The sequence below is a fragment of the Trinickia sp. genome, assembly GCF_036503415.1.
Classification (GTDB): domain Bacteria; phylum Pseudomonadota; class Gammaproteobacteria; order Burkholderiales; family Burkholderiaceae; genus Trinickia.
This window is the reverse complement of record NZ_DASXWY010000121.1, coordinates 44,862-67,149: the sequence shown is the minus strand read 5'-3', so window position 1 is coordinate 67,149 and position 22,288 is coordinate 44,862. Positions and strand designations below refer to the sequence as shown.

Here is a 22,288-nt window from a genome sequence, read left to right as displayed (position 1 = left end):
CATACGCCGATGATGCAGCAGTACCTGCGCATCAAGGCCGAACACCCCGGCACGCTCGTTTTCTATCGGATGGGCGACTTTTACGAGCTGTTCTTCGACGACGCTGAAAAAGCGGCGCGCCTGCTCGATCTGACACTCACGCAGCGCGGTGCATCGGCCGGCAATCCGATCAAGATGGCCGGCGTGCCGCATCACGCGGTCGAGCAATACCTGGCGAAGCTCGTCAAACTCGGCGAGTCCGTCGCAATCTGCGAGCAGATCGGCGATCCGGCTGCGTCGAAGGGCCCGGTCGAGCGCAAGGTCGTGCGCGTGGTGACCCCCGGCACCCTGACGGATGCAGCGCTGCTCGCAGACAAGAGCGATGCCTATCTGCTCGCGATGAGCCCCGCGCACAATAAACGCGGCGTCGTAACGGGCGTCGGCCTCGCCTGGCTCAATCTCGCGAGCGGCGCACTGAGGCTGGCCGAGGTAGCGCCAGACCAGCTCGCTGCCGCGCTCGAACGCATCCGGCCGGCCGAAATCCTGGCCGCCGATACGCCGGCAGCGCCGCTCCCGGCCACCGTGCCCGGTACCGTCACGCGCGTGCCCACATGGCATTTCGATATCGCATCGGGCAAACAGCGGCTTTGCGATCAGCTGAACGTAGCGAGCCTCGACGGCTTCAGTGCTGAATCGCTGACGGCCGCGTGCGGAGCGGCCGGCGCGCTGCTGCTATATGCCTCGGCGACACAAGGGCAACAACTGCGACACGTCCGCAGTCTCAGAGTCGAGTATGAATCCGAATATATCGGGCTGGACCCTGCGACGCGTCGCAATCTCGAGCTGACCGAAACGCTGCGCGGCGGCGAATCGCCGACACTGTGCTCATTGCTCGACACTTGCTGTACGACGATGGGCAGCCGCCTCCTGCGTCACTGGCTCCATCACCCACCGCGCGACGCCGGGTCGGCGCGCGAGCGGCACGGCGCGATCGGCGCACTCCTCGACGCGCCTGTCCATGCAAGTCTCGATGCGCTCAGAGCGGTCTTACGGCACATCGCCGACATCGAACGCATCACAGGCCGCCTCGCATTGCTATCGGCGCGCCCGCGCGACTTGTCGAGCTTGCGCGATACGTTCGCTGCCCTGCCTGCGCTGCGCGAACAGGTGGCGCATGCCGCGGCCGGCGCGGTTGCGCTCGAACGCATCGCGGCCGCCCTCGAGCCGCCGCGTGAATGCGGCGAACTGCTCCAGCGCGCCATCGCCCAGGAGCCGGCTGCGATGGTGCGCGACGGCGGCGTCATCGCACGTGGCTATGACGCCGAACTCGACGAGTTGCGCGATATCTCGGAAAACTGCGGGCAATTCCTCATCGACCTCGAGGCGCGTGAGCGCGCGCGCACCGGCATTGCCAATCTGCGCGTCGAATACAACAAGGTCCACGGTTTCTATATCGAGGTGACGCGAGGGCAAACCGACAAGGTCCCCGACGACTACCGTCGGCGTCAGACGCTCAAGAATGCGGAGCGTTACATCACTCCGGAGCTCAAGACATTCGAAGACAAGGCGCTATCGGCGCAGGAACGCGCGCTTGCACGCGAGCGAGCGCTCTACGACGCCGTGCTGCAAGCGTTGCTGCCGTACATCGGCGAATGTCAGCGCGTGGCGTCGGCGCTTGCCGAACTCGACTTGCTGGCCGCCTTCGCGGAACGTGCGCAAGCCCTCGACTGGGTCGCACCCACGTTCACGACGGAGATCGGCATCGATATCGAGCAGGGACGGCACCCGGTCGTCGAAGCGCAGGTCGAACAATTCGTCGCAAACGACTGCTGCTTGAGCCCCGAGCGCAAACTGCTGTTGATCACCGGTCCCAATATGGGCGGCAAATCGACCTTCATGCGGCAAACGGCGTTGATCGCGCTGCTCGCCTATGTCGGCAGTTACGTGCCGGCCCGCCGCGCCACCTTCGGGCCGATCGATCGAATCTTCACCCGCATCGGCGCCGCCGACGATCTGGCCGGCGGCCGCTCCACGTTCATGGTGGAGATGACGGAGGCCGCAGCAATCCTCAACGATGCAACGCCGGCAAGCCTCGTATTGATGGATGAAATCGGGCGCGGTACGTCGACGTTCGACGGCCTCGCACTCGCTTGGGCCATCGCTCGGCACCTGCTCGCGCACAACGGTTGTCAGACGCTTTTCGCCACACACTATTTCGAGCTCACGCAACTGCCGGCTGAATTCCCGCAAGCCGCGAACGTCCACTTGTCCGCCGTCGAGCATGGGCATGGGATCGTCTTTCTTCATGCCGTCGAAGAAGGCCCCGCAAGCCAGAGCTACGGGCTCCAGGTCGCGCAACTGGCGGGCGTGCCGGCCGCCGTCATACGCGCCGCACGCAAACACCTCGCGCATCTCGAGCAACAATCGGTCGGTTACGCAACACCGCAACTCGATTTGTTCGCGGCGGCACCGTTCGTCGAAGACGCACCCGACGAATCCGCGCACGAACACGATGCACCGCCGCACCCGGTCATCAGTCGCCTGCGCGGCATCGACCCCGACGAGCTCAACCCGCGCGCAGCGCTCGATCTCCTCTACGAGCTGCATGAACAGGCCAATGCGGCGCAAGACGACCGACACTGAGAAAGGCCGGCTTGCGCGCGCCGCGCTGCGCCCGGTAGCGGTCGGTTTCGCCGCACTGCTTGCGCTCGCTTACGGTGAGGCCGCTCTCGCGGCCAGAGCGCATTTCGCCTTCTCCGTCATTGCGGGAACGATGCGAGCAAGTGCCGACGAGGCGGCTACGCAGCGACTCCTTCAAGCAATCGGAGTCGAGGAGGACATTGCATTCGTTGTCTACGACGGCAACCTGAAAGGGCCCTCCGAGCGCTGCACCGACAACGTCTATGCGCAGCGCCAGCAAATTCTGGCAACCTCGCGCGTGCCCCTCATCGTCGTGCCGGGGCAATACGACTGGGCGGAATGCGGCAGCGCAAATGGCGGCGGCTACGACGCGGCGGAGCGGCTCGACTTCCTGCGTCAAACGATTTATGCGGACAATGTCTCGCTCGGCCAATCGCCGATTGTCCTCAAACGCGAAAGCGACGTCGCGCGGTTTCATTCATATCGGGAAAACGTCCGCTGGCAGCTGGACGACACCGTATTCGTGAGCCTGAACGTCGTCGGCGGCAATAATCATTATCTGAGCGGCGGTGGCCGCAACGGGGAATACGACGACCGCGCCATCGCCTCCGCCTTTTGGTTGGAACACGCGGCCGAATACGCCCGTCGACGCAATGCGCACGCGCTCGTCGTTTTCGTGGAGGCGGACCCGGACTTCGCGCGCTACGAACATGCGGAACGCTTCTCGTGGCTCCGCATGGGCCGCACGCGCAAGCGCGACGGCTACCTCGAATTCAAACGCTCTCTCGTTAAAGCGGCCGAGACGTACCGAGGGCCGGTCGTCGTCATTCACGACGACACGGCTGCCCTGTCTCGAGGTTTTACCATCGACCAACCGCTCTTTGACGACAAGGGATCGCGCATGACGAACGTCACGCGCATCGCGATTGCGCCGCGAGAGAGAACGAGGCAATGGGTCAGAGTGGATGTGAATTTCGACAGGACGCCGCCGTTTCAGGTCACCGTGCGCCGTATTCCGGCACAGATGCGGGAGATGCCTGCGATGCCGCCGCGCATCGCCTCCCCGTCTGTCGCGCCGGGCGCTTCGGAACTTCTCCCGACGCCTCCGGCCGCCCTGCCCGCCGTCCCGGAAGCGCCTGCCTCCGAACCGCCGCTACTACCGCAACCGCCTGCGTGGCCGCAGGCAGGCAGCGCGAGCGGCAGTATCGACAGGAAGATACCGCCGCCCGAAGCGCCGGCGGCGCCAACGCGCAGCGGCCCAGGTTCAGTGCAAGGTGGGAGCTGAGCCCGGCTCGTCTTCGTCGTCGTCCTCGTCGAGGACTTCGAGGCCATCGGCACCGTGCACATGAGCGTGTTCGATCTCGTCGGCCGTCGCCTCGCGAACTTCCTTGACCGTCAGTGCAAAGCGCAACGCCATGCCCGCCAGAGGATGATTGCCATCGAGTACGACCTTGTCTTCGGCCAAGTCCGTCACGGTGTAAATCAGTGTATCGATGTCGTCGTCGCCGTCTTCCGGCGTACCCTCGAACTGCATACCGACTTCGAGCGGTTCCGGAAAGCGGTTGCGTGGCTCGATTTTCACGAGGTCTGGGTCATATTCGCCGAACGCGTCCTGCGGCTCGAGCTGAATCTGCGTTTGGTAGCCCGGCTCTTGCCCATCGAGTTCTTCCTCGATCTTGGGGAACGTGCCATCATACCCGCCGTGCAGATAGATCATCGGCTCGTCGCTTTCCTCGATCAGATTGCCTTGCGCGTCCGACAACTTATAGGCGACCGAGACGACAGTGTTCTTCGCGATTTTCATTCGGAATCTCCAAAATACGGTCTCATTATACGATGCCCAAGCGGCCCCTTGACCACACACCGGCCTCAGCTCCATCCGCCACTTCTGCCGCGTCCGCCGTTTTGCCCCCTCCACCCGACTTACCGACGCCGTTACTCGCGAATTTGACGCCGTCCGAATTCATGCGCCGGTATTGGCAGAAAAAACCGTTGCTCGTCCGTCAGGCCGTGCCCGGCATCGCGCCCCCGCTCGCGCGCGACGAGCTCTTCGCTCTGGCGGCAAGCGACGACGCGGAAGCACGGCTCATTACGCATTTTCGGGGCGCATGGCGCCTTGCACACGGTCCCTTCGAACCCGACCAAATCCCGAGCGTGCGGCGCCGCGAATGGACGCTGCTCGTGCAAGGCGTCGATTTGCACGATGACCGCGCTCGCGCCTTGCTCGACAGGTTCCGCTTCGCTCCGGACGCGCGGCTCGACGACCTCATGATCTCGTACGCCACCGACGGCGGCGGGGTGGGCCCACATTTCGATTCCTATGACGTGTTTTTGCTGCAGGTGCAGGGCAAGCGACGCTGGCGAATTTCCGCTCAAAAAGATCTTTCCCTGAAAGACGGATTGCCGTTGAAAGTCTTACAGCGCTTCGAGCCCGAGCAAGAATGGGTACTGGAACCGGGCGACATGCTGTATCTGCCGCCCCACATCGCTCACGACGGCGTGGCGCTCGGCGAATGCATGACGTGCTCGATCGGCTTTCGCTCGCCTTCGGCGCGCGAACTGATCGGCCAATTTCTCTATCACCTGGCCGAACGCGGCAGCGTGGCGCAGCAAGCGCGTGAGGACGACCGCTATCGCGATCCCCGGCAAGACGCCGTCAAGCATCCCGCACGGCTGCCGGATGGGCTGATCGAGCAGGTCGGCGCGATCCTTGCTGGTATACGCTGGAGCGAGCGCGATATCGTCTCGTTCCTTGGCAGCTATCTGGGCGAACCGAAGGCTCACGTCGTCTTCGAGGCGCCCGAGCGGCCGGCAAACGAGGCGGCGTTCGTGAAAAAGGCGCTTCGCCATGGGGTTCGGCTCGACAGGAAGACGACGCTCCTGTACGGAAAGGACAGCTACTTTCTCAACGGCGAGGAAGACCGCCTGCCGCGGAGCAAAAAGTGGCTGCTGGAGCTGGCCGACGCGAGGCGCCTCGAGGGGAAACGGTTTGTAACACTATCTGCCGATTCGTCGATGACAGCGCTGTTGCACGAGTGGTATCTTGCCGGCTGGGTACGGATCGGCGCATCCGCTTGAGGTAATCGTCCCTATTGTTCAAAAAGCTGAAATTCTGTATGAGAAAGGCAACGTATTGACCCTGGTTTGTCGACGGTCCGTACGAAAGTGCATATAATTTCCGCCCAAGCCGTGGGGAAGATTCACGCTCTGATGTGCATCCCACCAGCGGCCCAGGTTGGTGTTGGAGCACATTACCGGTATTATTTCGCGCTGTTGCTTACCTTTAACCATAAAAGGACGTGATCATGAAGAAATCCCTCCTCGTAGCATCCCTGTTGGCTGCCATGGCTTTGGCCGCATGCAACAAGAGCAGCGATCAAGCTGCTGCGCCGGCTAGCGACGCTGCTGCTGCTTCGGCTCCCGCCGCTGCTGCCGCTTCGGACGCTGCTTCGAGCGCTGGTGCTGCTGCGAGCGACGCTGCTGCGGCTTCGGGTGCTGCTGCCGCTGCTTCGGACGCTGCTGCGTCGGCTGCCGCTCCGGCTTCGGGCGCAAGCCAGTAAGCTGTCAAGCTGCAAGGCAAGAAAAAACCGGCTTCGAGCCGGTTTTTTCTTGTCTGCGCCAATTGCGAATTGCGTTGCCGCGAACCGACATCGCCCTTACTCGACACCGCCTAGCGTCAGCCACGCGAAACCGTCGTCCTGCGATGCAACCATCACGTCGTGTATAGCGGAGCCCAGCACACGCGCCAGCGCGGCCTGAGCAAGCTCTGGCTGATTGTTTTGCTGGCTCAGATGCGCCGCAACGATATGCTTGAGCCGTGAGCGACGCAGCGACGCCAGAATGACCGCTGCCGCGTCGTTGCTGAGATGCCCGTGGTTACCGCCGATTCGCGCCTTCAGCGATGCCGGATAGCGGCTCGTCGCCAGCATATCGACATCGTGATTGCATTCGAGCACCAGCGCGTCGCAGTCATGGAGCATCGCTGTGATATGCGGCGTCGATGTACCGACATCCGTCAGCACGCCCAATCGATGCGCGCCGTCCCCGAAAACGAACTGCAGCGGCTCGCGCGCGTCGTGGGGAACCGTATAAGGGCATACTTGCAGGTCGCCGATAGCGGCCGTCTCGTCACCCCATAACACGTGGAGATCGACGCCCGGCGCCACGTCCGCACCCACCGCGCGTGCCGTGCCCCAACTCATATAAAGCGGGACACTCCATTTGCGAGCGACCGTCAGCGCGCTGCCAATGTGGTCGCTGTGCTCGTGCGTGACGAGAATGGCGTCGAGCTGCTCGATGCCGCATTCGAGACGCGCAAGCCGCCGTTCGAGTTCTTTCGCCGAGAATCCGCAATCCAGTAATACGCGCGTCGCCGTCGTCCCGCTCGTCGCTTCGACGACGAGCGCGTTGCCTTCGCTTCCGCTGCCGAGACTGGCAAAACGCATGAACGGCCCGTCAGTTCAGTTCGGCATGCAGGAGCGACAGAATCTTCTTCGCTTCGGGCGAGGTATCGATTTGGCCGTTTGCATCCACGATTGCGACCTGCGTCTGGCCCTCGCCTTTTTGGCGGACATTGACGAGGAACGACTGCCCCGGTGCGGATGCCACCGGTTTGCGATAGAAGAGCTTGCCGAACAGGCCGTCGCGCTTGAGCTCGGCCATCGAATCGGCGTAGCGCACGTAATAGAGCCCCTTGGCGCGATCGCGGTTATCGACCGTGAAATTCGTCCTGTCGAGCGCCAGCCCGACGCGCAGCCACGCCCGATCGAAAGACTCCTGAAGCTCGAGCGTCGTCTGGGCACCGGCCATATCGATCGTGACAGGCGCCGTGCCGGGACGCGCGTTCGCGAGCAGTTCCTTCGATTGTGCGTCGGTCAGGCCGAACTTCTGCATCAGCTTCGAAAGAAACACGGCTTCCAGCACCGGATTGCGCGGACGTTCCACCCAGCGCGACGAGTCCTTGTCCTGCCCGGTCAGCACTTCTTCGAGCGCGCTATGCGTGATCGAAATATCGGTCGCGCCGTTCGGGCCGCGTTCGACGAGCGTACGGAATCTGTCGCGCGTGCCCGACGAGTACGCGAAATCGATCACCCGGCCAATCGTGCGGCGAAACCAATCGTCCGGTATGTTGGCGCGGTTTTCCGCCCAGTCCGTCATCATGATGCCCGTTGCGGGCGCATTGGTTTTCAGCGCGAAGCCATTGTCCTGCCAGAATTCCTGCAACTGCGGCCAAAGCTGGTCGGGCGAGCGGCCGTCGACGACGAGCCAGCGGCGGTCGCCATCGCGCTCGATATGCATGCCATAGGGGTCTTGCGCGCTCGGCACCCCTTCCGTCGCATTGCCCGCGGTCGTGCGATTGCGCTCGGGCGCGCCGCCGAGTGCCGCGTTCGACGGCGGGGCCGTGTATTGTGTCGGCGCGGTGCTCGCCGTCAGATCGCTCGGGACCGTCAGCGACGGGGCCGAACGCGTGGCCTTGTAATCGACTTTATCGGACGAGAACCATTCGTTGAGGGTGTCGCAGCCGGCAAGCGATCCGAGCGCGAGCACAAGCGCCGCCGTACGCGCGGCATGAATGAAAAAAACAGAACGTTTCATGGAACCCTTCGTGATGCGAACGCGTGCCTGCAACGATGCTGGAGCGCGAGTCGAGAACGATCTCGGTTAGTGAATGACAGCAGCCGGCGCGCCGTTGCGTGCGCGCGCGGACATCGGTACCGCCTTTATCGCAGCACGCCTGCCTCGCGCAACGCATCGCGCACGGCACCGTGGCAGCGCTCGTCGAGACGCGTCAGCGGCAGGCGGATGCCGCCTTGTATCCGGCCCATCTCCTCGAGCGCCCATTTCACCGGGATCGGATTCGATTCGATGAAAAGCGTCTTGTGCAACGACAGCAAACGGAGATGAATTTCTCGGGCGGTCTTCGCATCGGCCTCGAGCGCCGCTTTGCACAGCTCGCTCATCGCGCGCGGCGCGACATTCGCCGTCACGGAAATGTTGCCGTGGCCCCCGAGCAGCATGAGCGCGATCGCGGTCGGGTCGTCGCCGCTATAGATGCCGAAATGCGACGGCGCGGCCTTGATCAGATGTGCCGCGCGATCGATGTTGCCCGTCGCCTCCTTCACGCCGATGATGCCCGGCACCTGTGCGAGGCGCAGGATCGTCTCGTTCGACATGTCGGCCACCGTACGGCCCGGCACGTTATAGAGAATGACGGGCAAATCGACCGCTTCCGCGATTTTCGCGAAATGGCGGTAGATGCCCTCTTGCGTCGGCTTGTTGTAGTAAGGGACGACTTGCAGCGTGGCGTCGGCGCCCACGGCTTTCGCCCGCTCGGTCAGCTCGATCGCCTCGGAGGTCGAATTGCCCCCGGCGCCGGCAATCACCGGAATACGGCCGGCCGCGTGCGTAACGGCCGTTTCGATCATGAGGACGTGCTCCTCGACCGACAACGTGGCCGATTCGCCGCTCGTACCCACGACGACGAGCGCGTTGGTGCCTTCCTCGATATGCCAGTCGATCAGCTTGCGAAACGCCGCCAGATCGAGGCCGCCCTCGTCGAGCATCGGCGTGACGATCGCGGGAATGCTGCCGCGAATCCGGACGCCGTCCCGGTTGCTGCTGGATGTGCCGTTAGCCATGAAACGCCATGAATTCCATTCCGAAAGCGCGATTGTAGCGGATTAGCCGCTCAAATCGTAACGCGGCTGACCCGGGGTTGCGCCCGCCCCGCCCACGGCATCCCGAACGCTCTCGGCCTCGCGCACCGCGCACAGGCGCTGCACGAACGCAGGCCGCGGTAATGCGGTGTAACCGTCTTCGAACGCGATGACCCGTAACGTGCCGCGCACGGCGTCGAGCAGCTCGCCCGGCGCGAGCAGAAACGCCGGGTTCGAAGGTTTCCCGACCGTTTCATTGCCCTGCGCGAACGTTTCGTACAACAAAAAGCCGCCTGGCGCGAGCGATGCGACAAGACGCGGCAACAGCGGGCGATGAAAGTAATTCGTGACAACGACGGCCGCAAACCGTGCCGCATCGGGAAACGGCCACGGACTGCCGTCTTCGAGATCGGCTGCGACGGGCTCGACACCCTCGATCTGCGCCAGTGCCGCAAGCGCGTCGGGGTCGCGTTCCAGGGCGATCACTCGATGCCCGCGCGCGGCGAACCAGCGTGCATGACGACCGCTACCCGCGGCAACGTCGAGCACGGTCGCATCCGGCGCAAGCAGATGCGACCACCGGACGATCCAGGCGGAAGCGCCCGGCGCCGCCGCGTGCTCGCCGCTCATCGCAACCCCGCCCGGGCACATTGCGCGTGCATCGCGAACGCCGACCGATCAGGAGTACGAAAGGCCCATGGCCTCGCGTACGTCGCGCATCGTCTCGGTGGCGAACTTGCGCGCCTTGTCGCAGCCGTCGGCCACGATGGCCCGCAAGAGCGTCGGGTCGTCCATATACTTTTGCGCCCGCTCGAGCATCGGCTGCTGCTCGCGCAAGATACCCTCGATAACGGGTTGCTTGCATTCGAGACAGCCGATACCGGCCGAGCGGCAGCCCTTTTGCACCCATTGGTGGGTGGCCTCGTCGGTATAGACCTGATGCAGTTGCCAGACGGGGCATTTGTCGGGGTCGCCCGGATCGGTCCGGCGCACCCGCGCGGGATCCGTCGGCATCGTGCGGACTTTCTTGGCGATCGTATCGGCGTCCTCGCGCAACCCGATGGTGTTGCCATAGGACTTCGACATTTTCTGCCCATCGAGCCCCGGCATGCGCGAAGCCTTCGTCAGCAGCACCTGCGGTTCGACGAGGATGATCTTGCGCGCACCTTCCAGGTAGCCGAAAAGCCGCTCGCGATCGCTCATCGAAATGCTTTGCGACTCCTGCAGCAGCGCACGCGCCTGCTCGAGTGCTTCGTCGTCGCCCTCTTGCTGATAGGCATTGCGCAACTCGCGGTAGAGCTTCGCGCGTTTGCCGCCCAGCTTCTTGGCTGCCTCGAGCGCCTTTTCTTCGAAATCGGGCTCGCGCCCATAAAGATGATTGAAGCGCCGCGCGATCTCGCGCGTCATCTCGACGTGCGGCACCTGATCTTCGCCGACCGGCACGAGCGAGGCGCGATAAAGCAGAATGTCCGCCGCCATCAACACGGGATAGCCGAGAAAACCGTATGTCGAGAGGTCCTTGTCCTTCAGCTTCTCGATCTGCTCCTTATAGGTCGGCACACGTTCGAGCCAGCCGAGCGGCGCGCTCATGCCGAGCAGCAGCGAAAGCTCCGCATGCTCGGGGACCCGGCTTTGGATGAAAAGCGTCGCCTGCGCGGGATCGATTCCCGATGCGAGCCAGTCGATCAGTACTTCCCAGACGTTGGTTTCGATGACCTCGGGCGTCTCGTAGTGGGTGGTGAGCGCGTGCCAGTCGACCACGCAGAAAAAGCACGGGTATTCGGACTGCAGGCGCACCCAGTTCTTCAGCACGCCATGGTAGTGGCCGAGGTGGAGCGAGCCGGTGGGTCGCATGCCGGAGAAAATGCGGTCTGGAAACATGGTCTTAGTTGAAGAGCGAGACAAAGGGAGTCAGGATGGCCGTCAAGGCATCGTAACCGAGCGACATGAGCGGCCGCAGCCAGAACCTCGTCAGCACGCCCGTGATCACGAGCGCCATCACGACGAAAAAGCCATACGGCTCGAGGCGCGCCAAGCCGATCGCCTGACGCGGCGGCAACAGCGCCATGACTACGCGCCCGCCGTCGAGCGGCGGCAGCGGAAACAGGTTGATGATACCCAGCACGAGATTCACGCTGACGCCGGCGCCCGCCATGCGCGAGAAGAACGGCTCGTCGACCGACGAGAGCGACAAGCCAACGCCGATGAATCCCCACAGCAGCGCCTGCGCAAAGTTGCAGACCGGACCGGCGAGCGATACCCACAGGCTGCCCCAGCGCGGATTGCGCAGGTTGCTGAACGCGACGGGAACGGGTTTCGCGTAGCCGAACATGAACGCGCCGCCCGTGGCGAAATAAAGCAGCAGCGGAATGGCGATCGTGCCCAGCGGATCGATGTGGCGCATCGGATTGAACGAAACCCGCCCCATCATGTAGGCCGTATTGTCTCCAAGCAGCTTGGCCACGTAGCCGTGCGCCGCCTCGTGCAGCGTAATCGCGAAGATCACGGGCAACGCATAGACCGCTATCGTTTGTATCAGGGAAGCATCCATATCGGGCTTATTGTAACAAGGGGGCCGTACCGCACTGGTCGCGGGCCGGTCTCGCGCGGCAAGCGTCTTGCGTTCACTGCTCCATGGCACTCAGTCCGAACGGTTCGAGGGCACCGCGCCCCGCACGCACGAGAACCGGCTCATCGCCCGTCAGATCGACCACGGTCGATGGCTCGCGCGGGCAGGCGCCGCCGTCGATCACGAGATCGATCTGCTTTTCGAGCCGCATGCGGATCGCCTCGGGATCGTTCACAGGTTCGCTGTCCGGCGGCAGGATCAACGTCGTGGCAATGAGCGGCTCCCCAAGCGCCTCGAGCAACGCGAGCGTGATGGCGTGATCCGGCACGCGCAGCCCGATCGTCTTGCGCGACGGATGAGAGAGCCGCCGGGGCACTTCCTTCGTCGCCTGCAGGATGAATACGTAAGGCCCCGGCGTCACCGACTTGATCAAGCGAAACTGCCCGTTGTCGACCATCGCGAAATTCGCGAGCTCGGACAGGTCGCGCACGAGCAACGACAAATGCTGCCGCTCATCGAGGCCGCGAATGCGGCGCAGACGCGTCACGGCGTCCTTATCGTCGAGACGGCACGCGAGTGCATAACTCGAATCGGTCGGCAGCGCTATCACGCCGCCGTCTTTCACGATATGGACCGCCTGCGCAATCAAGCGCGGCTGGGGGTTATCGGGGTGGATCCGGAAGTATTGGGACATGGAAGAAGTGAGCGTTCAGCGACGCGACGCGCGAGCATGGCAGGCACCGGATGCCGTGCGACGCACTGCCGCCCAGCCGGGTCTCGCGGAAAACTGCGCTCGTCGCGCGTGCATCAGAGCAGGCGGTCCCAGACGGGCGTCAGATCGGGCGGCAGCGGCGGCAGCGCGCCGAGCTCCACGCGACCCTCGCCGGGCGCATGAAAATCCGAACCGCGCGACGCCTCGAATCCGAAACGACGCGCGACATCGGCGTATTCGCGGTACTGATCGGGCGTGTGACTACCCGTGACAACCTCGATCGCACGGCCCCCCAGATCGACGAAGGCGCCGAAAAGCGCGTCGAATTCGAGCGGCGTATAGCGGTAGCGCCCCGGATGGGCAATGACCGCAATGCCGCCGGCCGCGCCAATCCAGCCGACTGCGTTTTCAAGGGTCGCCCAACGATGCGGAACATAACCCGGCTTACCCTCGCCGAGAAAGCGATCGAACACGTCGGCTGTCGACGGGGCAAAACCTTTTTCGACGAGGAAGCGCGCGAAATGCGTGCGTGAAATCAGGTCGGGATTCGACACGAACCGCAGCGCGCCTTCATAGGCACCGGGAATGCCGACTGCCTCGAGTGCCGCGGCCATGGCCTGCGCCCTCGCGGTACGCCCGTTGCGCGTCGCACGCAGCCCTTCGACGAGCGTCGGACATGACGGATCCACGCCCAGCCCCACGACGTGCAACGTGCGAGCGGCCCACGTCACGGAAATTTCGACCCCCGGCAAATAACGGATGCCAAGCGCCTCAGCCGCGGCGCGAGCCTCGCTCTGCCCGCCGAGTTCGTCGTGATCGGTCAGCGACCAGACGGTCACGCCCCCCGCATGCGCACGGCGCGCGACCTCCGCGGGCGCGAGCAGCCCGTCGGATACGTTGGAATGGCAATGCAGATCGGCGTTCATGCTTCGAGCGGAGGGAGTATCCGAGCATTTTACTGCAATGCGGCGTTCCGCTCGGGCTTCCCTAGCGCGGCCCGGACGCGCTTGCCCCTCTCAGGCGCAAAACGCCTCGATCAGCGCCGCCACCTGCTCGGGTTGATCGTGATGAACCATATGTCCTGCGTCTTCGATCATCTTTTCGCGCCAGTCTCGAAAAGCCGTGAAGCGTGCCTTGAACTCGTCCAGCGGAATGGCGCCCGCCAGCATCGCAAGCGTCGGCGATCGGACGGCCTCGACATGCAGGACTTTCGCGCTGGCCTTCGCCCATACCGCCATTATTTCGTCGAGCCGGTAAAGCAGCGGACCATGCATCTTGTGCGCCGGATCCGCCAGCAGCACATAGCGCCCGTCGTCGCCGCGTTTCGCCCAATGCCGGGCCAAAAAACGCGCACGCTCGGGTGCAAGGCGCGGATTATTCTTCGTCAAGCGCGCGGCGACGTCGTCGAGCGTCGCGTAGGTCTTGAGCGTGGGAGGCGCGCGCAGGTCGTCGAGCCAGGCGGCGAGCCGGTGCGGCGCCTGCGCAGCCTTTGCGGGCGCCAGCCCGAACCCTTCGAGGTCGACGACTCGTCGCACGCGCTCGGGCCGCACGCCGGCGTACAGGCACACGACGTTTGCCCCCATGCTGTGTCCGACGAGATTGACTTGTCCGGTCGGCGCGTAATGGTCGAGCAAGGCTTCGAGGTCGGCCAGGTACTCGTGGAACCAATAATGGCCGCCGCCGCGCTCCGCCACGGGCCAATCCGACAGACCGAAACCGCGCGCGTCGGGCGCGATCACCTGCCAATCGCCGCCCAGCGCATCCACCACGAACTGGAACGACGCGGAAACGTCCATCCAGCCATGCAGCATGAAAAGCGTTGGAGCGCCGGGCGGGCCCCAACGGCGCACGTGCAGCCGCACACCGCGAACGGTCAGGAAGTCGGATTGCGAAGTAGTCATGAAGCGTCGCCGAAAAACGAATGGTCGTTCGATTATATCGGGAGAAACGCTTTGTCTGCGCGCCGCGGATTGGACGTAGCCGGGATCGATTCGAACGATCGCCTCGTCGGGCGCATCAGGCGTCGCTTGGCGCGCCTTCATCGCCGTTCAGCCGCGACAGTTCGAATTCATCGAATCCGGCTTGGCGGCGTGCCTCGAAGTTGAACGGCCCGCGCAAGCGCGGCGCGCGGTACTGCTCGGCCAGCCGGACGTACGTGGGGTGCGGATCGAGCCCTCGCGCGTCGCACAAGTAGCGAAACCAATGATTCCCGATGCGAACATGGCCAATTTCATCGCGCAAAATGACATCGAGAATGGCAGCCGAATCAAGATCGCCCGCCTGCACGAGCCGCGCGCGAATCGGCGGCGACGCATCGAGCCCGCGTGCCTCGAGCGTGCGCGGTACCAGCGCCATGCGCGCGAGTACGTCCGCCCGCGTGCGCTCGCACATGTCCCAGAGTCCGTTGTGCGCGGGGAAATCGCCATAGGCGTGCCCGAGTTGAGCGAGCCGCGCAGCGAGCAACGTGAAATGATGCGCCTCTTCGGCGGCGACTTGTAGCCAGTCGCCGTAAAACGCTTCGGGCATGGCTTCAAAACGCCAGACGGCATCGAGCGCGAGATTGATCGCGTTGAATTCGATATGGGCAAGCGCATGTAGGAGCACTGCGCGGCCCTCCGGCGAGCGCATGCCGCGATGCGCTAGCAGGCGCGGTTCGACGAGCAGTGGCGCGCGTGGCCTGCCCGGCAGGCCGGCGGGCTCGGCGATGCTCGCCTGAGCCCCACAGGGCAACCCGCGCGCCAGCCAGCGCCGATGCAGCGCCTGAGCATGAGCGGCCTTTGCCGACGGCTCGCATTCGAGCAGCACGCAAAGCGCGAGATGACGAACATCGTCTTCACGCTCGATTGCGTCGCTTTCGGAAGAATCTGTTGCTGACATGACTGAGTCGGGACCCATCGATAAAACGCAACCCGGCACGGCCGCTGCGGCGCGCCGGCAGCGAACGCCGCGGTGCCACGCGGGACCGTTTACAATACGCGATTCGGCCTCGCGCGTGCCGTAGAGCGCATGACAAGGGCGGCCATTTTACTCGGTGCGCGGCCACCCTCCACGGCTGCGGCACGTGGCCTTGCACGGGAGACATTCACTGTGGCGATGTACAAGCTGGGCGAGCATGGCCCGACCATTCACGAAAGCGTATTCGTCGCCGACACGGCCACCATCGTCGGCCGCGTGACGCTCGAAGAAAATGCCAGCGTCTGGTTCGGCGCGTCGCTACGGGGCGATAACGAGCCCATTCAAGTCGGCGCCGGCACCAACATTCAGGAAGGCGCCGTGCTTCACACCGATCCGGGCTACCCGCTCGTCATCGGCACGAATGCGACGGTCGGGCATCAGGCAATGCTGCACGGCTGCACAGTATGCGATGGCGCCCTCGTCGGCATTCAGGCCGTGGTGCTGAACGGTGCGGTGATCGGCCGCAATTGTCTGGTGGGTGCGGGCGCCGTCGTCACTGAAGGCAAGGTGTTTCCCGAACGCACGCTGATTCTCGGCGCGCCCGCCAAGGTGGTGCGGGAACTCACCGACGAGGAGGTGAGCCGCCTCGCGCAAAATGCCCAGGGCTATATCGAACGCAGGGCGCTCTACAAGGAACAGCTCGTGCGCATCGGTTGATGCAGCGCGAACCAGGCTCGGCCGATATCGACGATCGAAGGAACAGGCTGTGGAAGACCATTTGCAAAAATTCATGTTCAGCACGGCGCCGGTGCGCGGCGAGATCGTCTCGCTGCACAACACCTGGCAGGAAGTGCTGACGCGCCGGCAATACCCCGCTCCCGTGCGCGACATCCTCGGCGAGATGATGGCCGCGTGCGCGCTGCTGTCCGCGAATCTCAAATTCGACGGCACGCTGATCATGCAGATTTTCGGGGACGGCCCGGTGAAAATGCTCGTCGTCCAATGCAGTTCGTCGCTCGCCATGCGCGCCACCGCGAAATTCTCCGCGGAGCTCGAAGCCGAAGCCGCCAAGCGCACGCAGATACCGTTCGCGGATCTGCTCAACGCCAGCGGGCACGGACGGTGTGTCATCACGCTCGACCCGCAGGACCGCCGCCCGGGGCACGAGCCCTATCAGGGCATCGTCCCGTTGAATGGCGAGGCAGGCCCCCTCCAGTCGATGGCCGAAGTGCTCGAACACTATATGCGCCACTCCGAACAGCTCGAAACGCGCCTGTGGCTCGCCGCGAATACCGAGCGGGCGGTGGGGGTGCTGCTGCAGAAACTTCCCGGCGACGGCGGTATCGTGCCGCACGCGGGCGAGCATGACGCCGATACGTGGGAACGCGTGTGCGTGCTCGGCTCGACGCTCTCGCAAGAAGAGCTGTTGAAGGAAGAACCTCAGACGCTTTTCAAGCGCCTTTTCTGGCAGGAGAACGTCCAGCACTTCGCGCCGGCACAGGCACACTTCGCCTGCAGTTGCTCGCGCGAAAAGGTGGGATCGATGCTCAAAATGCTCGGGCGTGAGGAAGTCGACAGTGTCATCGACGAGCACGGTCAAATCGAGATCCATTGCGAATACTGCAATCAGCGCTTCGAGTTCGACCCCGTCGATGTCGTGCAGCTCTTTTCGGCCAACGATGTCGCCGTCGGGGTGACGCCGGCCGCATCGCAGCGGCATTGACGGCGGGACACGGGCCGCGGCACTTTCGGACGGCGCGCCCGGTCGAAGCTTCACTGGCAGCCGCAGAGGGGTTCATTCGATACCCGATACCCGAGACACGGATTCACAAGAGGCGGCTTCGCGAGGCCATCATGAAAACGCACATTCAACGCCCATCGATGAAACGAGTCGAAAACGGCCGCACCGTACCGGTGAGACTCGCGCTCGTGCTCGCCGCAGCCACGACGCTCGCCGCCTGCGTCGTCGAGCCGCCCCCCGGCCCCATCCTGAGCCGCCTGCCGCCGGACGCTCCAGGCGCGGCATCGCCGGCCCGTCCGCTCACCAGTGCGGAGAAGAAGCGTTACGACGAGATCGACAAACAGGTGTTGAAAGACCAGGACGCCGCGATCGCAGCCGATAACTGGGCTCGCTACTATGCGCCCTACTACGCGCCGTATTACTATCCGGCGCCTACGATCTACGGTGGCTACGTCGGCGGTGGGGGCTTCGGGTACTACAGCCCAGGCGTCTATCCCGGTTGGTGGTGGTAGCGCGCGAATGACGCTTTGCGAACGGCGGTAACGGGCGGCTGACGACGGCTACTGCCGGGTCTTTTCGGCGGCGCGCTTCTTGGCTGATTTTTCTTCTTTGCCGCGCAACTTCGCGCGCGAAACCGGATTGGGCACTACGCTGACAGGCGCGGCCGAGACTTCGCCACGCGTCGAGGTATTGCTCGCCGCGGCGGGCGCCAGCGCACTTGCCGGCGTATTCGGCGAGACGAACTGCACGAATACTTCGCCGTCCTTGACCATGCCCATTTCATAACGGGCACGCTCCTCGACCGCGGCCGTGCCGCCTTGCAGGTCCTGCACTTCTCCCTCGATGCGCTGATTGCGCACCTTGGCATCGGCATTCTTATGCGCCTGCGCGTCGAGCGCCTCGCGCAGTTCGTGCACGCGCAACCAGCCGCCATGTCCCCACCAGAGCGGATACTGGATCAGCACGAGCAGGACGACGAGAACGACAGTGACGAGCCGCATGCGAGAAAGCGCCGTAAATTCAAAACCGCCCCGCGGCTAGGCACGAGGCGGCGAGCAAAACGATCGTTGACGAAAAACCCTGGATCAACGCAGATTGTAGAACGTCGACTTGCCGGGGTAGCTGGCGATATCGCCGAGATCCTCTTCGATACGCAGCAGTTGGTTGTACTTCGAGATGCGATCGCTGCGCGAGAGCGAACCGGTCTTGATCTGTCCGGCGTTGAGGCCCACTGCGATGTCGGCGATCGTCGAGTCTTCCGTTTCGCCCGAGCGATGAGAAATGACGGCCGTATAACCGGCGCGCTTGGCCATTTCGATGGCGGCGAACGTCTCGGTGAGCGTGCCGATCTGGTTGATCTTGATCAGGATCGAGTTCGCGATGCCCTTTTCGATGCCTTCCTTCAAGATGCGTGTGTTGGTCACGAACAGATCGTCGCCGACCAGCTGAATCTTTTTGCCGAGGCGGTCGGTCAACAGCTTCCAGCCCGCCCAATCGCCCTCGTGCATGCCGTCTTCGATCGACACGATCGGGAATTTGTCGGCGAGCGTGGCGAGATAGTCCGTGAACTCGGCCGACGACAGCTGCAAGCCCTCGCCCGCAAGCTGGTACTTGCCGTCGTGATAGAACTCGCTTGCCGCACAATCGAGCGCCAGCAGCACGTCTTCGCCCGCGCGGTAACCGGCCTTCTCGATGGCCTGAAGAATCGTCGAGAGGCACTCGTCGTTGCTGCCGAAATTCGGGGCGAAACCGCCTTCGTCGCCAACGGCTGTGCTCATGCCGCGATCGGCAAGAATCTTCTTGAGCGCATGGAACACTTCCGCGCCGCAACGCAGTGCCTCGCGGAACGTCGGCTGGCTCACCGGGACGATCATGAATTCCTGGATATCGAGGCTATTGTTCGCATGCGCGCCGCCGTTGACGATGTTCATCATCGGCACCGGCAGTTGCATCGCGCCCGATCCGCCGAAATAACGGTAAAGCGGCAAGCCCGCTTCCTCGGCCGCAGCCTTGGCCACCGCCATCGAAACGGCCAGCATCGCATTCGCGCCCAAGCGCGACTTGTTATCGGTGCCGTCCAGCTCGAGCAGCGTCTTGTCCAGGAACGCCTGCTCGGACGCATCGAGACCCATGATCGCTTCGGAAATCTCGGTATTGATGTGCTCGACGGCCTTCAGCACGCCCTTGCCGCTATAGCGGCCGGTTTCGCCGTCACGCAGCTCGATGGCCTCGCGCGAACCCGTCGACGCGCCCGACGGCACGGCCGCACGGCCCATCGTGCCCGACTCGAGCAACACATCGCATTCGACGGTCGGGTTGCCTCGCGAATCCAGAATCTCGCGGCCGATGATATCTACGATTGCACTCATGATTTCCTCTAGAAATGAAGTTGAATTCCGCTTCTTCTATCTCGTTTTTGCTTGTTTTTCCCACTGCATCCCGGAGTCGCCGCGCTTGCGAGTCACTTTGCGTGCCGTCGCCGCGCCACGAATCATCCGCGAAGCGTGGGTGTGCGTCAGTTCGTCAGTCGAAGTGGCTCTCGAGCAGTGGCGCACGCTTGACGATGCGATCGAGCGCAACGAGCGTTTCCAGCAGCTCGGCCATCCGCTTGAGCGGCACGGCATTGGGGCCATCGGATAGCGCGCACGCCGGGTCGGGGTGAGTCTCCATGAAAAGCCCGGCCACGCCGACGGCCACCGCCGCGCGCGAGAGCACCGGGACGAATTCGCGCTGACCGCCCGAGCTCGTGCCCTGCCCGCCCGGCAGTTGCACCGAATGCGTCGCATCGAATACGACGGGCGCTCCCGTTTCGCGCATGATGGCGAGCGAGCGCATATCCGAAACGAGGTTGTTGTAGCCGAACGAAACGCCACGCTCGCAGGCCATGAAGCGATCTTCCGAAAGCCCGGCCTCGCGCGCCGCGTCACGCGCCTTCTCGATCACATTTTTCATGTCGTGCGGCGCGAGAAACTGCCCTTTCTTGATATTGACGGGCTTGCCCGAGCGCGCGCAGGCGTGAATGAAATCGGTCTGGCGGCACAGAAACGCCGGAGTTTGCAGCACGTCGACAACGGACGCGACCGACTCGATTTCCTCGATCGAATGCACGTCCGTCAACACGGGCACGTTCAGTTGCCGCTTTACTTCGCCGAGGATGCGCAGGCCTTCGTCCATTCCGAGCCCGCGAAAAGATTTGCCCGAACTGCGGTTGGCCTTGTCATACGACGATTTGTAGATGAACGGTACGCCAAGTCCAGCGCAGATTTCCTTGAGCGCGCCTGCCGTATCGATCGTCATCTGCTCCGATTCGACGACGCAGGTTCCCGCAATCAGAAAAAACGGCTTGTCGAGGCCAATCTCGAAACCGGCGAGCTTCATACCTTCTCCCCGAGTCGCGCGAGATGGCACGCACGGGCCGCTTCGACGAACGCCTTGAACAGAGGATGTCCGTCACGCGGTGTCGACGTGAATTCGGGGTGGAACTGCACACCGACGAACCACGGGTGCATTTCGCGCGGCAGTTCCATCATCTCGGGCAGATCTTCGCTGGGCGTACGCGCGCTGATGACGAGCCCGCCCGCCTCGAGTTGAGGGACATAGCGGTTGTTGACTTCATAGCGATGGCGATGCCGTTCGTTGACATCCTTGCCGTAAATCGCTTCGGCCATCGTGCCGGGCTTGACGGGGCAACGCTGCGAGCCGAGGCGCATCGTACCGCCCAAGTCCGATCCCTCGTTACGCTTCTCGACGCGACCCTCGCGGTCATACCACTCGGTGATGAGCGCCACGACGCGATGCGGCGTGGCCGGATCGAACTCGGTACTGTTCGCATCCTTCATGCCGACGACATCGCGCGCGAATTCGATGACCGCGAGCTGCATGCCGAGGCAGATGCCCAGGTACGGCACCTTGGCCTCACGCGCGTGACGGATCGCCGCGATCTTGCCTTCGGTGCCGCGGCGACCGAAGCCGCCCGGAACGAGAATGGCATCGAGATGCGCGAGGCTCGCGACACCTTCTTGCTCGATCTGCTCCGAATCGATGTATTCGATGTTGACCTTCGTCGACGTATGGACCGATGCATGACGCAGCGCCTCGATCAGCGATTTGTACGATTCGGTCAGATCGACGTACTTGCCGACCATGCCGATCGTCACCTCGTGACGCGGGTGCTCGAGCTTCTCGACGATATCGGCCCACAGCGTGAGATCGGCGGGCTTGGGCGAGAGCTTGAGCTCGTCGCAAATGATCGTGTCGAGCCCCTGATCGTGCAGCATCTGCGGAATTTTGTAGATGCTGTCGACATCCCAGACCGAGATCACCGCGTCTTCGGGCACGTTCGAGAACAACGAAATCTTTTTCGACTCGTCATCGGGAATCTGGCGATCCGCGCGGCACAGCAGCACGTGCGGCAAGATGCCGATCTCGCGCAGCTTTTGCACGCTGTGCTGCGTGGGCTTGGTCTTCAATTCGCCGGCTGTCGCGATGTAAGGCACGAGCGTCAGATGCACGAAGCAAGCACTGTTGCGTCCGAGACGCAGGCTCATCTGCCGCGCGGCTTCGAGAAACGGCAGCGATTCGATATCGCCGACCGTGCCGCCGATTTCGACGATGGCCACGTCGGGCTCGCCGCAGGTGGCCGACGCCGCGCCGCGCTCGATGAACGCCTGAATTTCATTCGTGATGTGCGGAATGACCTGTACGGTCTTGCCGAGATAATCGCCACGGCGTTCCTTGCGGATCACCGATTCGTAGATCTGGCCCGTCGTGAAGTTGTTCGCCCGGCGCATCTTCGTGCTGATGAAGCGCTCGTAGTGCCCGAGATCGAGATCGGTCTCGGCGCCATCCTCGGTCACGAACACCTCGCCGTGCTGAAACGGACTCATGGTGCCCGGGTCGACGTTGATGTAGGGATCGAGTTTGAGGAGGGTGACTTTGAGACCGCGCGACTCGAGGATCGCGGCGAGAGAGGCGGCGGCAATGCCCTTGCCAAGGGACGACACTACGCCGCCGGTGACGAAAACATATTTAGTCATCGCTGGATGCTCGCGGGAAAAACGGATTATACCGTAAAGGTTCGCGCGCTCAGCGTGCCG

The 22,288-nt window shown here is 63.5% G+C and carries 22 protein-coding genes; 7 read left to right on the top strand and 15 right to left on the bottom strand.

The genetic code is table 11. The features are described from left to right. On the top strand, positions 1–2,622 hold a 2,622-nt coding region (mutS, locus tag VGL01_RS15605; protein WP_331570831.1), incomplete at its 5' end, for a DNA mismatch repair protein MutS. Beyond that, a complete protein-coding gene (locus VGL01_RS15600; protein WP_331570829.1) occupies positions 2,585–3,904 on the top strand; it encodes a hypothetical protein in 1,320 nt (439 codons plus the stop codon). The genes mutS and VGL01_RS15600, both read left to right, overlap by 38 nt. On the opposite strand, the gene VGL01_RS15595 is transcribed toward VGL01_RS15600, so the two are convergent. Beyond that, the gene (locus VGL01_RS15595) at positions 3,884–4,423 is read right to left on the bottom strand and encodes an FKBP-type peptidyl-prolyl cis-trans isomerase (RefSeq protein ID WP_173255459.1); all 540 of its coding nucleotides are present in this window, start codon (positions 4,421–4,423) and stop codon (positions 3,884–3,886) included. The genes VGL01_RS15600 and VGL01_RS15595 overlap by 21 nt on opposite strands. A gap of 32 nt (positions 4,424–4,455) precedes the next feature. On the opposite strand from VGL01_RS15595, the gene VGL01_RS15590 reads away from it, so the two are divergent. Together VGL01_RS15590 and VGL01_RS26155 are read left to right on the top strand one after the other, a co-directional pair. Beyond that, the gene (locus VGL01_RS15590; protein ID WP_331570826.1) at positions 4,456–5,697 is read left to right on the top strand and encodes a cupin domain-containing protein; all 1,242 of its coding nucleotides are present in this window, start codon (positions 4,456–4,458) and stop codon (positions 5,695–5,697) included. Between the two features lie 227 nt (positions 5,698–5,924). Further along, complete coding sequence (locus VGL01_RS26155) at positions 5,925–6,179, top strand: hypothetical protein (RefSeq protein WP_414720274.1); 255 nt, start codon at positions 5,925–5,927, stop codon at positions 6,177–6,179. Positions 6,180–6,275: 96 nt separating this feature from the next. On the opposite strand, the gene VGL01_RS15585 is transcribed toward VGL01_RS26155, so the two are convergent. The 10 genes from VGL01_RS15585 to VGL01_RS15540 form a co-directional block, all read right to left on the bottom strand. After that, positions 6,276–7,064, bottom strand: a complete 789-nt coding sequence (locus tag VGL01_RS15585) for an MBL fold metallo-hydrolase (RefSeq protein WP_331570824.1) — start codon at positions 7,062–7,064, stop codon at positions 6,276–6,278. Between the two features lie 10 nt (positions 7,065–7,074). Next, positions 7,075–8,214 carry an outer membrane protein assembly factor BamC gene (gene bamC, locus VGL01_RS15580; RefSeq protein ID WP_331570822.1) on the bottom strand — a complete coding sequence of 380 codons (1,140 nt, stop codon included), beginning with the start codon at positions 8,212–8,214 and terminating at the stop codon, positions 7,075–7,077. 125 nt (positions 8,215–8,339) lie between these two features. Then, positions 8,340–9,257, bottom strand: coding sequence for a 4-hydroxy-tetrahydrodipicolinate synthase (gene dapA, locus VGL01_RS15575; RefSeq protein ID WP_331570820.1), 918 nt, complete (start codon positions 9,255–9,257; stop codon positions 8,340–8,342). Between the two features lie 42 nt (positions 9,258–9,299). Then, positions 9,300–9,905: a class I SAM-dependent methyltransferase gene (locus tag VGL01_RS15570; protein WP_331570819.1), complete on the bottom strand. Its 606-nt coding sequence runs from the start codon at positions 9,903–9,905 to the stop codon at positions 9,300–9,302. 48 nt (positions 9,906–9,953) lie between these two features. Beyond that, positions 9,954–11,156 carry a tryptophan--tRNA ligase gene (locus VGL01_RS15565; RefSeq protein ID WP_331570817.1) on the bottom strand — a complete coding sequence of 401 codons (1,203 nt, stop codon included), beginning with the start codon at positions 11,154–11,156 and terminating at the stop codon, positions 9,954–9,956. A gap of 4 nt (positions 11,157–11,160) precedes the next feature. Continuing rightward, positions 11,161–11,826 carry a site-2 protease family protein gene (locus VGL01_RS15560; protein ID WP_331570815.1) on the bottom strand — a complete coding sequence of 222 codons (666 nt, stop codon included), beginning with the start codon at positions 11,824–11,826 and terminating at the stop codon, positions 11,161–11,163. 73 nt (positions 11,827–11,899) lie between these two features. Beyond that, positions 11,900–12,538, bottom strand: a complete 639-nt coding sequence (locus VGL01_RS15555; protein ID WP_331570813.1) for an L-threonylcarbamoyladenylate synthase — start codon at positions 12,536–12,538, stop codon at positions 11,900–11,902. Between the two features lie 113 nt (positions 12,539–12,651). Next, positions 12,652–13,482 carry a 3',5'-nucleoside bisphosphate phosphatase gene (locus VGL01_RS15550; protein ID WP_331570811.1) on the bottom strand — a complete coding sequence of 277 codons (831 nt, stop codon included), beginning with the start codon at positions 13,480–13,482 and terminating at the stop codon, positions 12,652–12,654. Between the two features lie 90 nt (positions 13,483–13,572). After that, positions 13,573–14,457 (bottom strand): alpha/beta hydrolase, encoded by an 885-nt coding sequence (locus tag VGL01_RS15545; RefSeq protein WP_331570809.1) that lies wholly within the window; start codon positions 14,455–14,457, stop codon positions 13,573–13,575. 115 nt (positions 14,458–14,572) lie between these two features. Beyond that, the gene (locus tag VGL01_RS15540) at positions 14,573–15,433 is read right to left on the bottom strand and encodes a ferritin-like domain-containing protein (protein WP_331570807.1); all 861 of its coding nucleotides are present in this window, start codon (positions 15,431–15,433) and stop codon (positions 14,573–14,575) included. A 210-nt stretch (positions 15,434–15,643) separates the two neighbouring features. Here VGL01_RS15540 and VGL01_RS15535 point away from each other — a divergent pair, with 210 nt between their 5' ends. The 3 genes from VGL01_RS15535 (at position 15,644) to VGL01_RS15525 (ending at position 17,704) form a co-directional block, all read left to right on the top strand. Next, positions 15,644–16,168: a gamma carbonic anhydrase family protein gene (locus VGL01_RS15535; RefSeq protein WP_331570805.1), complete on the top strand. Its 525-nt coding sequence runs from the start codon at positions 15,644–15,646 to the stop codon at positions 16,166–16,168. A gap of 49 nt (positions 16,169–16,217) precedes the next feature. Beyond that, on the top strand, positions 16,218–17,174 hold the full coding sequence (gene hslO / locus VGL01_RS15530; RefSeq protein ID WP_331570803.1) for an Hsp33 family molecular chaperone HslO: 957 nt from the start codon (positions 16,218–16,220) through the stop codon (positions 17,172–17,174). A gap of 158 nt (positions 17,175–17,332) precedes the next feature. Then, positions 17,333–17,704, top strand: a complete 372-nt coding sequence (locus tag VGL01_RS15525; RefSeq protein WP_331570835.1) for a hypothetical protein — start codon at positions 17,333–17,335, stop codon at positions 17,702–17,704. A 48-nt stretch (positions 17,705–17,752) separates the two neighbouring features. Here VGL01_RS15525 and ftsB read toward each other — a convergent pair whose 3' ends face one another. From ftsB to VGL01_RS15505, 4 genes are all read right to left on the bottom strand, one after another. Continuing rightward, complete coding sequence (gene ftsB, locus VGL01_RS15520; protein WP_331570801.1) at positions 17,753–18,193, bottom strand: cell division protein FtsB; 441 nt, start codon at positions 18,191–18,193, stop codon at positions 17,753–17,755. 84 nt (positions 18,194–18,277) lie between these two features. Continuing rightward, a complete protein-coding gene (gene eno / locus VGL01_RS15515; protein ID WP_173255444.1) occupies positions 18,278–19,561 on the bottom strand; it encodes a phosphopyruvate hydratase in 1,284 nt (427 codons plus the stop codon). Between the two features lie 154 nt (positions 19,562–19,715). After that, a complete protein-coding gene (gene kdsA, locus VGL01_RS15510; RefSeq protein ID WP_331570799.1) occupies positions 19,716–20,570 on the bottom strand; it encodes a 3-deoxy-8-phosphooctulonate synthase in 855 nt (284 codons plus the stop codon). Next, entirely contained in the window at positions 20,567–22,228 is a 1,662-nt protein-coding gene (locus VGL01_RS15505; protein WP_331570797.1) for a CTP synthase, read from the bottom strand. The genes kdsA and VGL01_RS15505 overlap by 4 nt, the downstream gene beginning before the upstream one ends. Between the last annotated feature and the right edge of the window lie 60 nt (positions 22,229–22,288).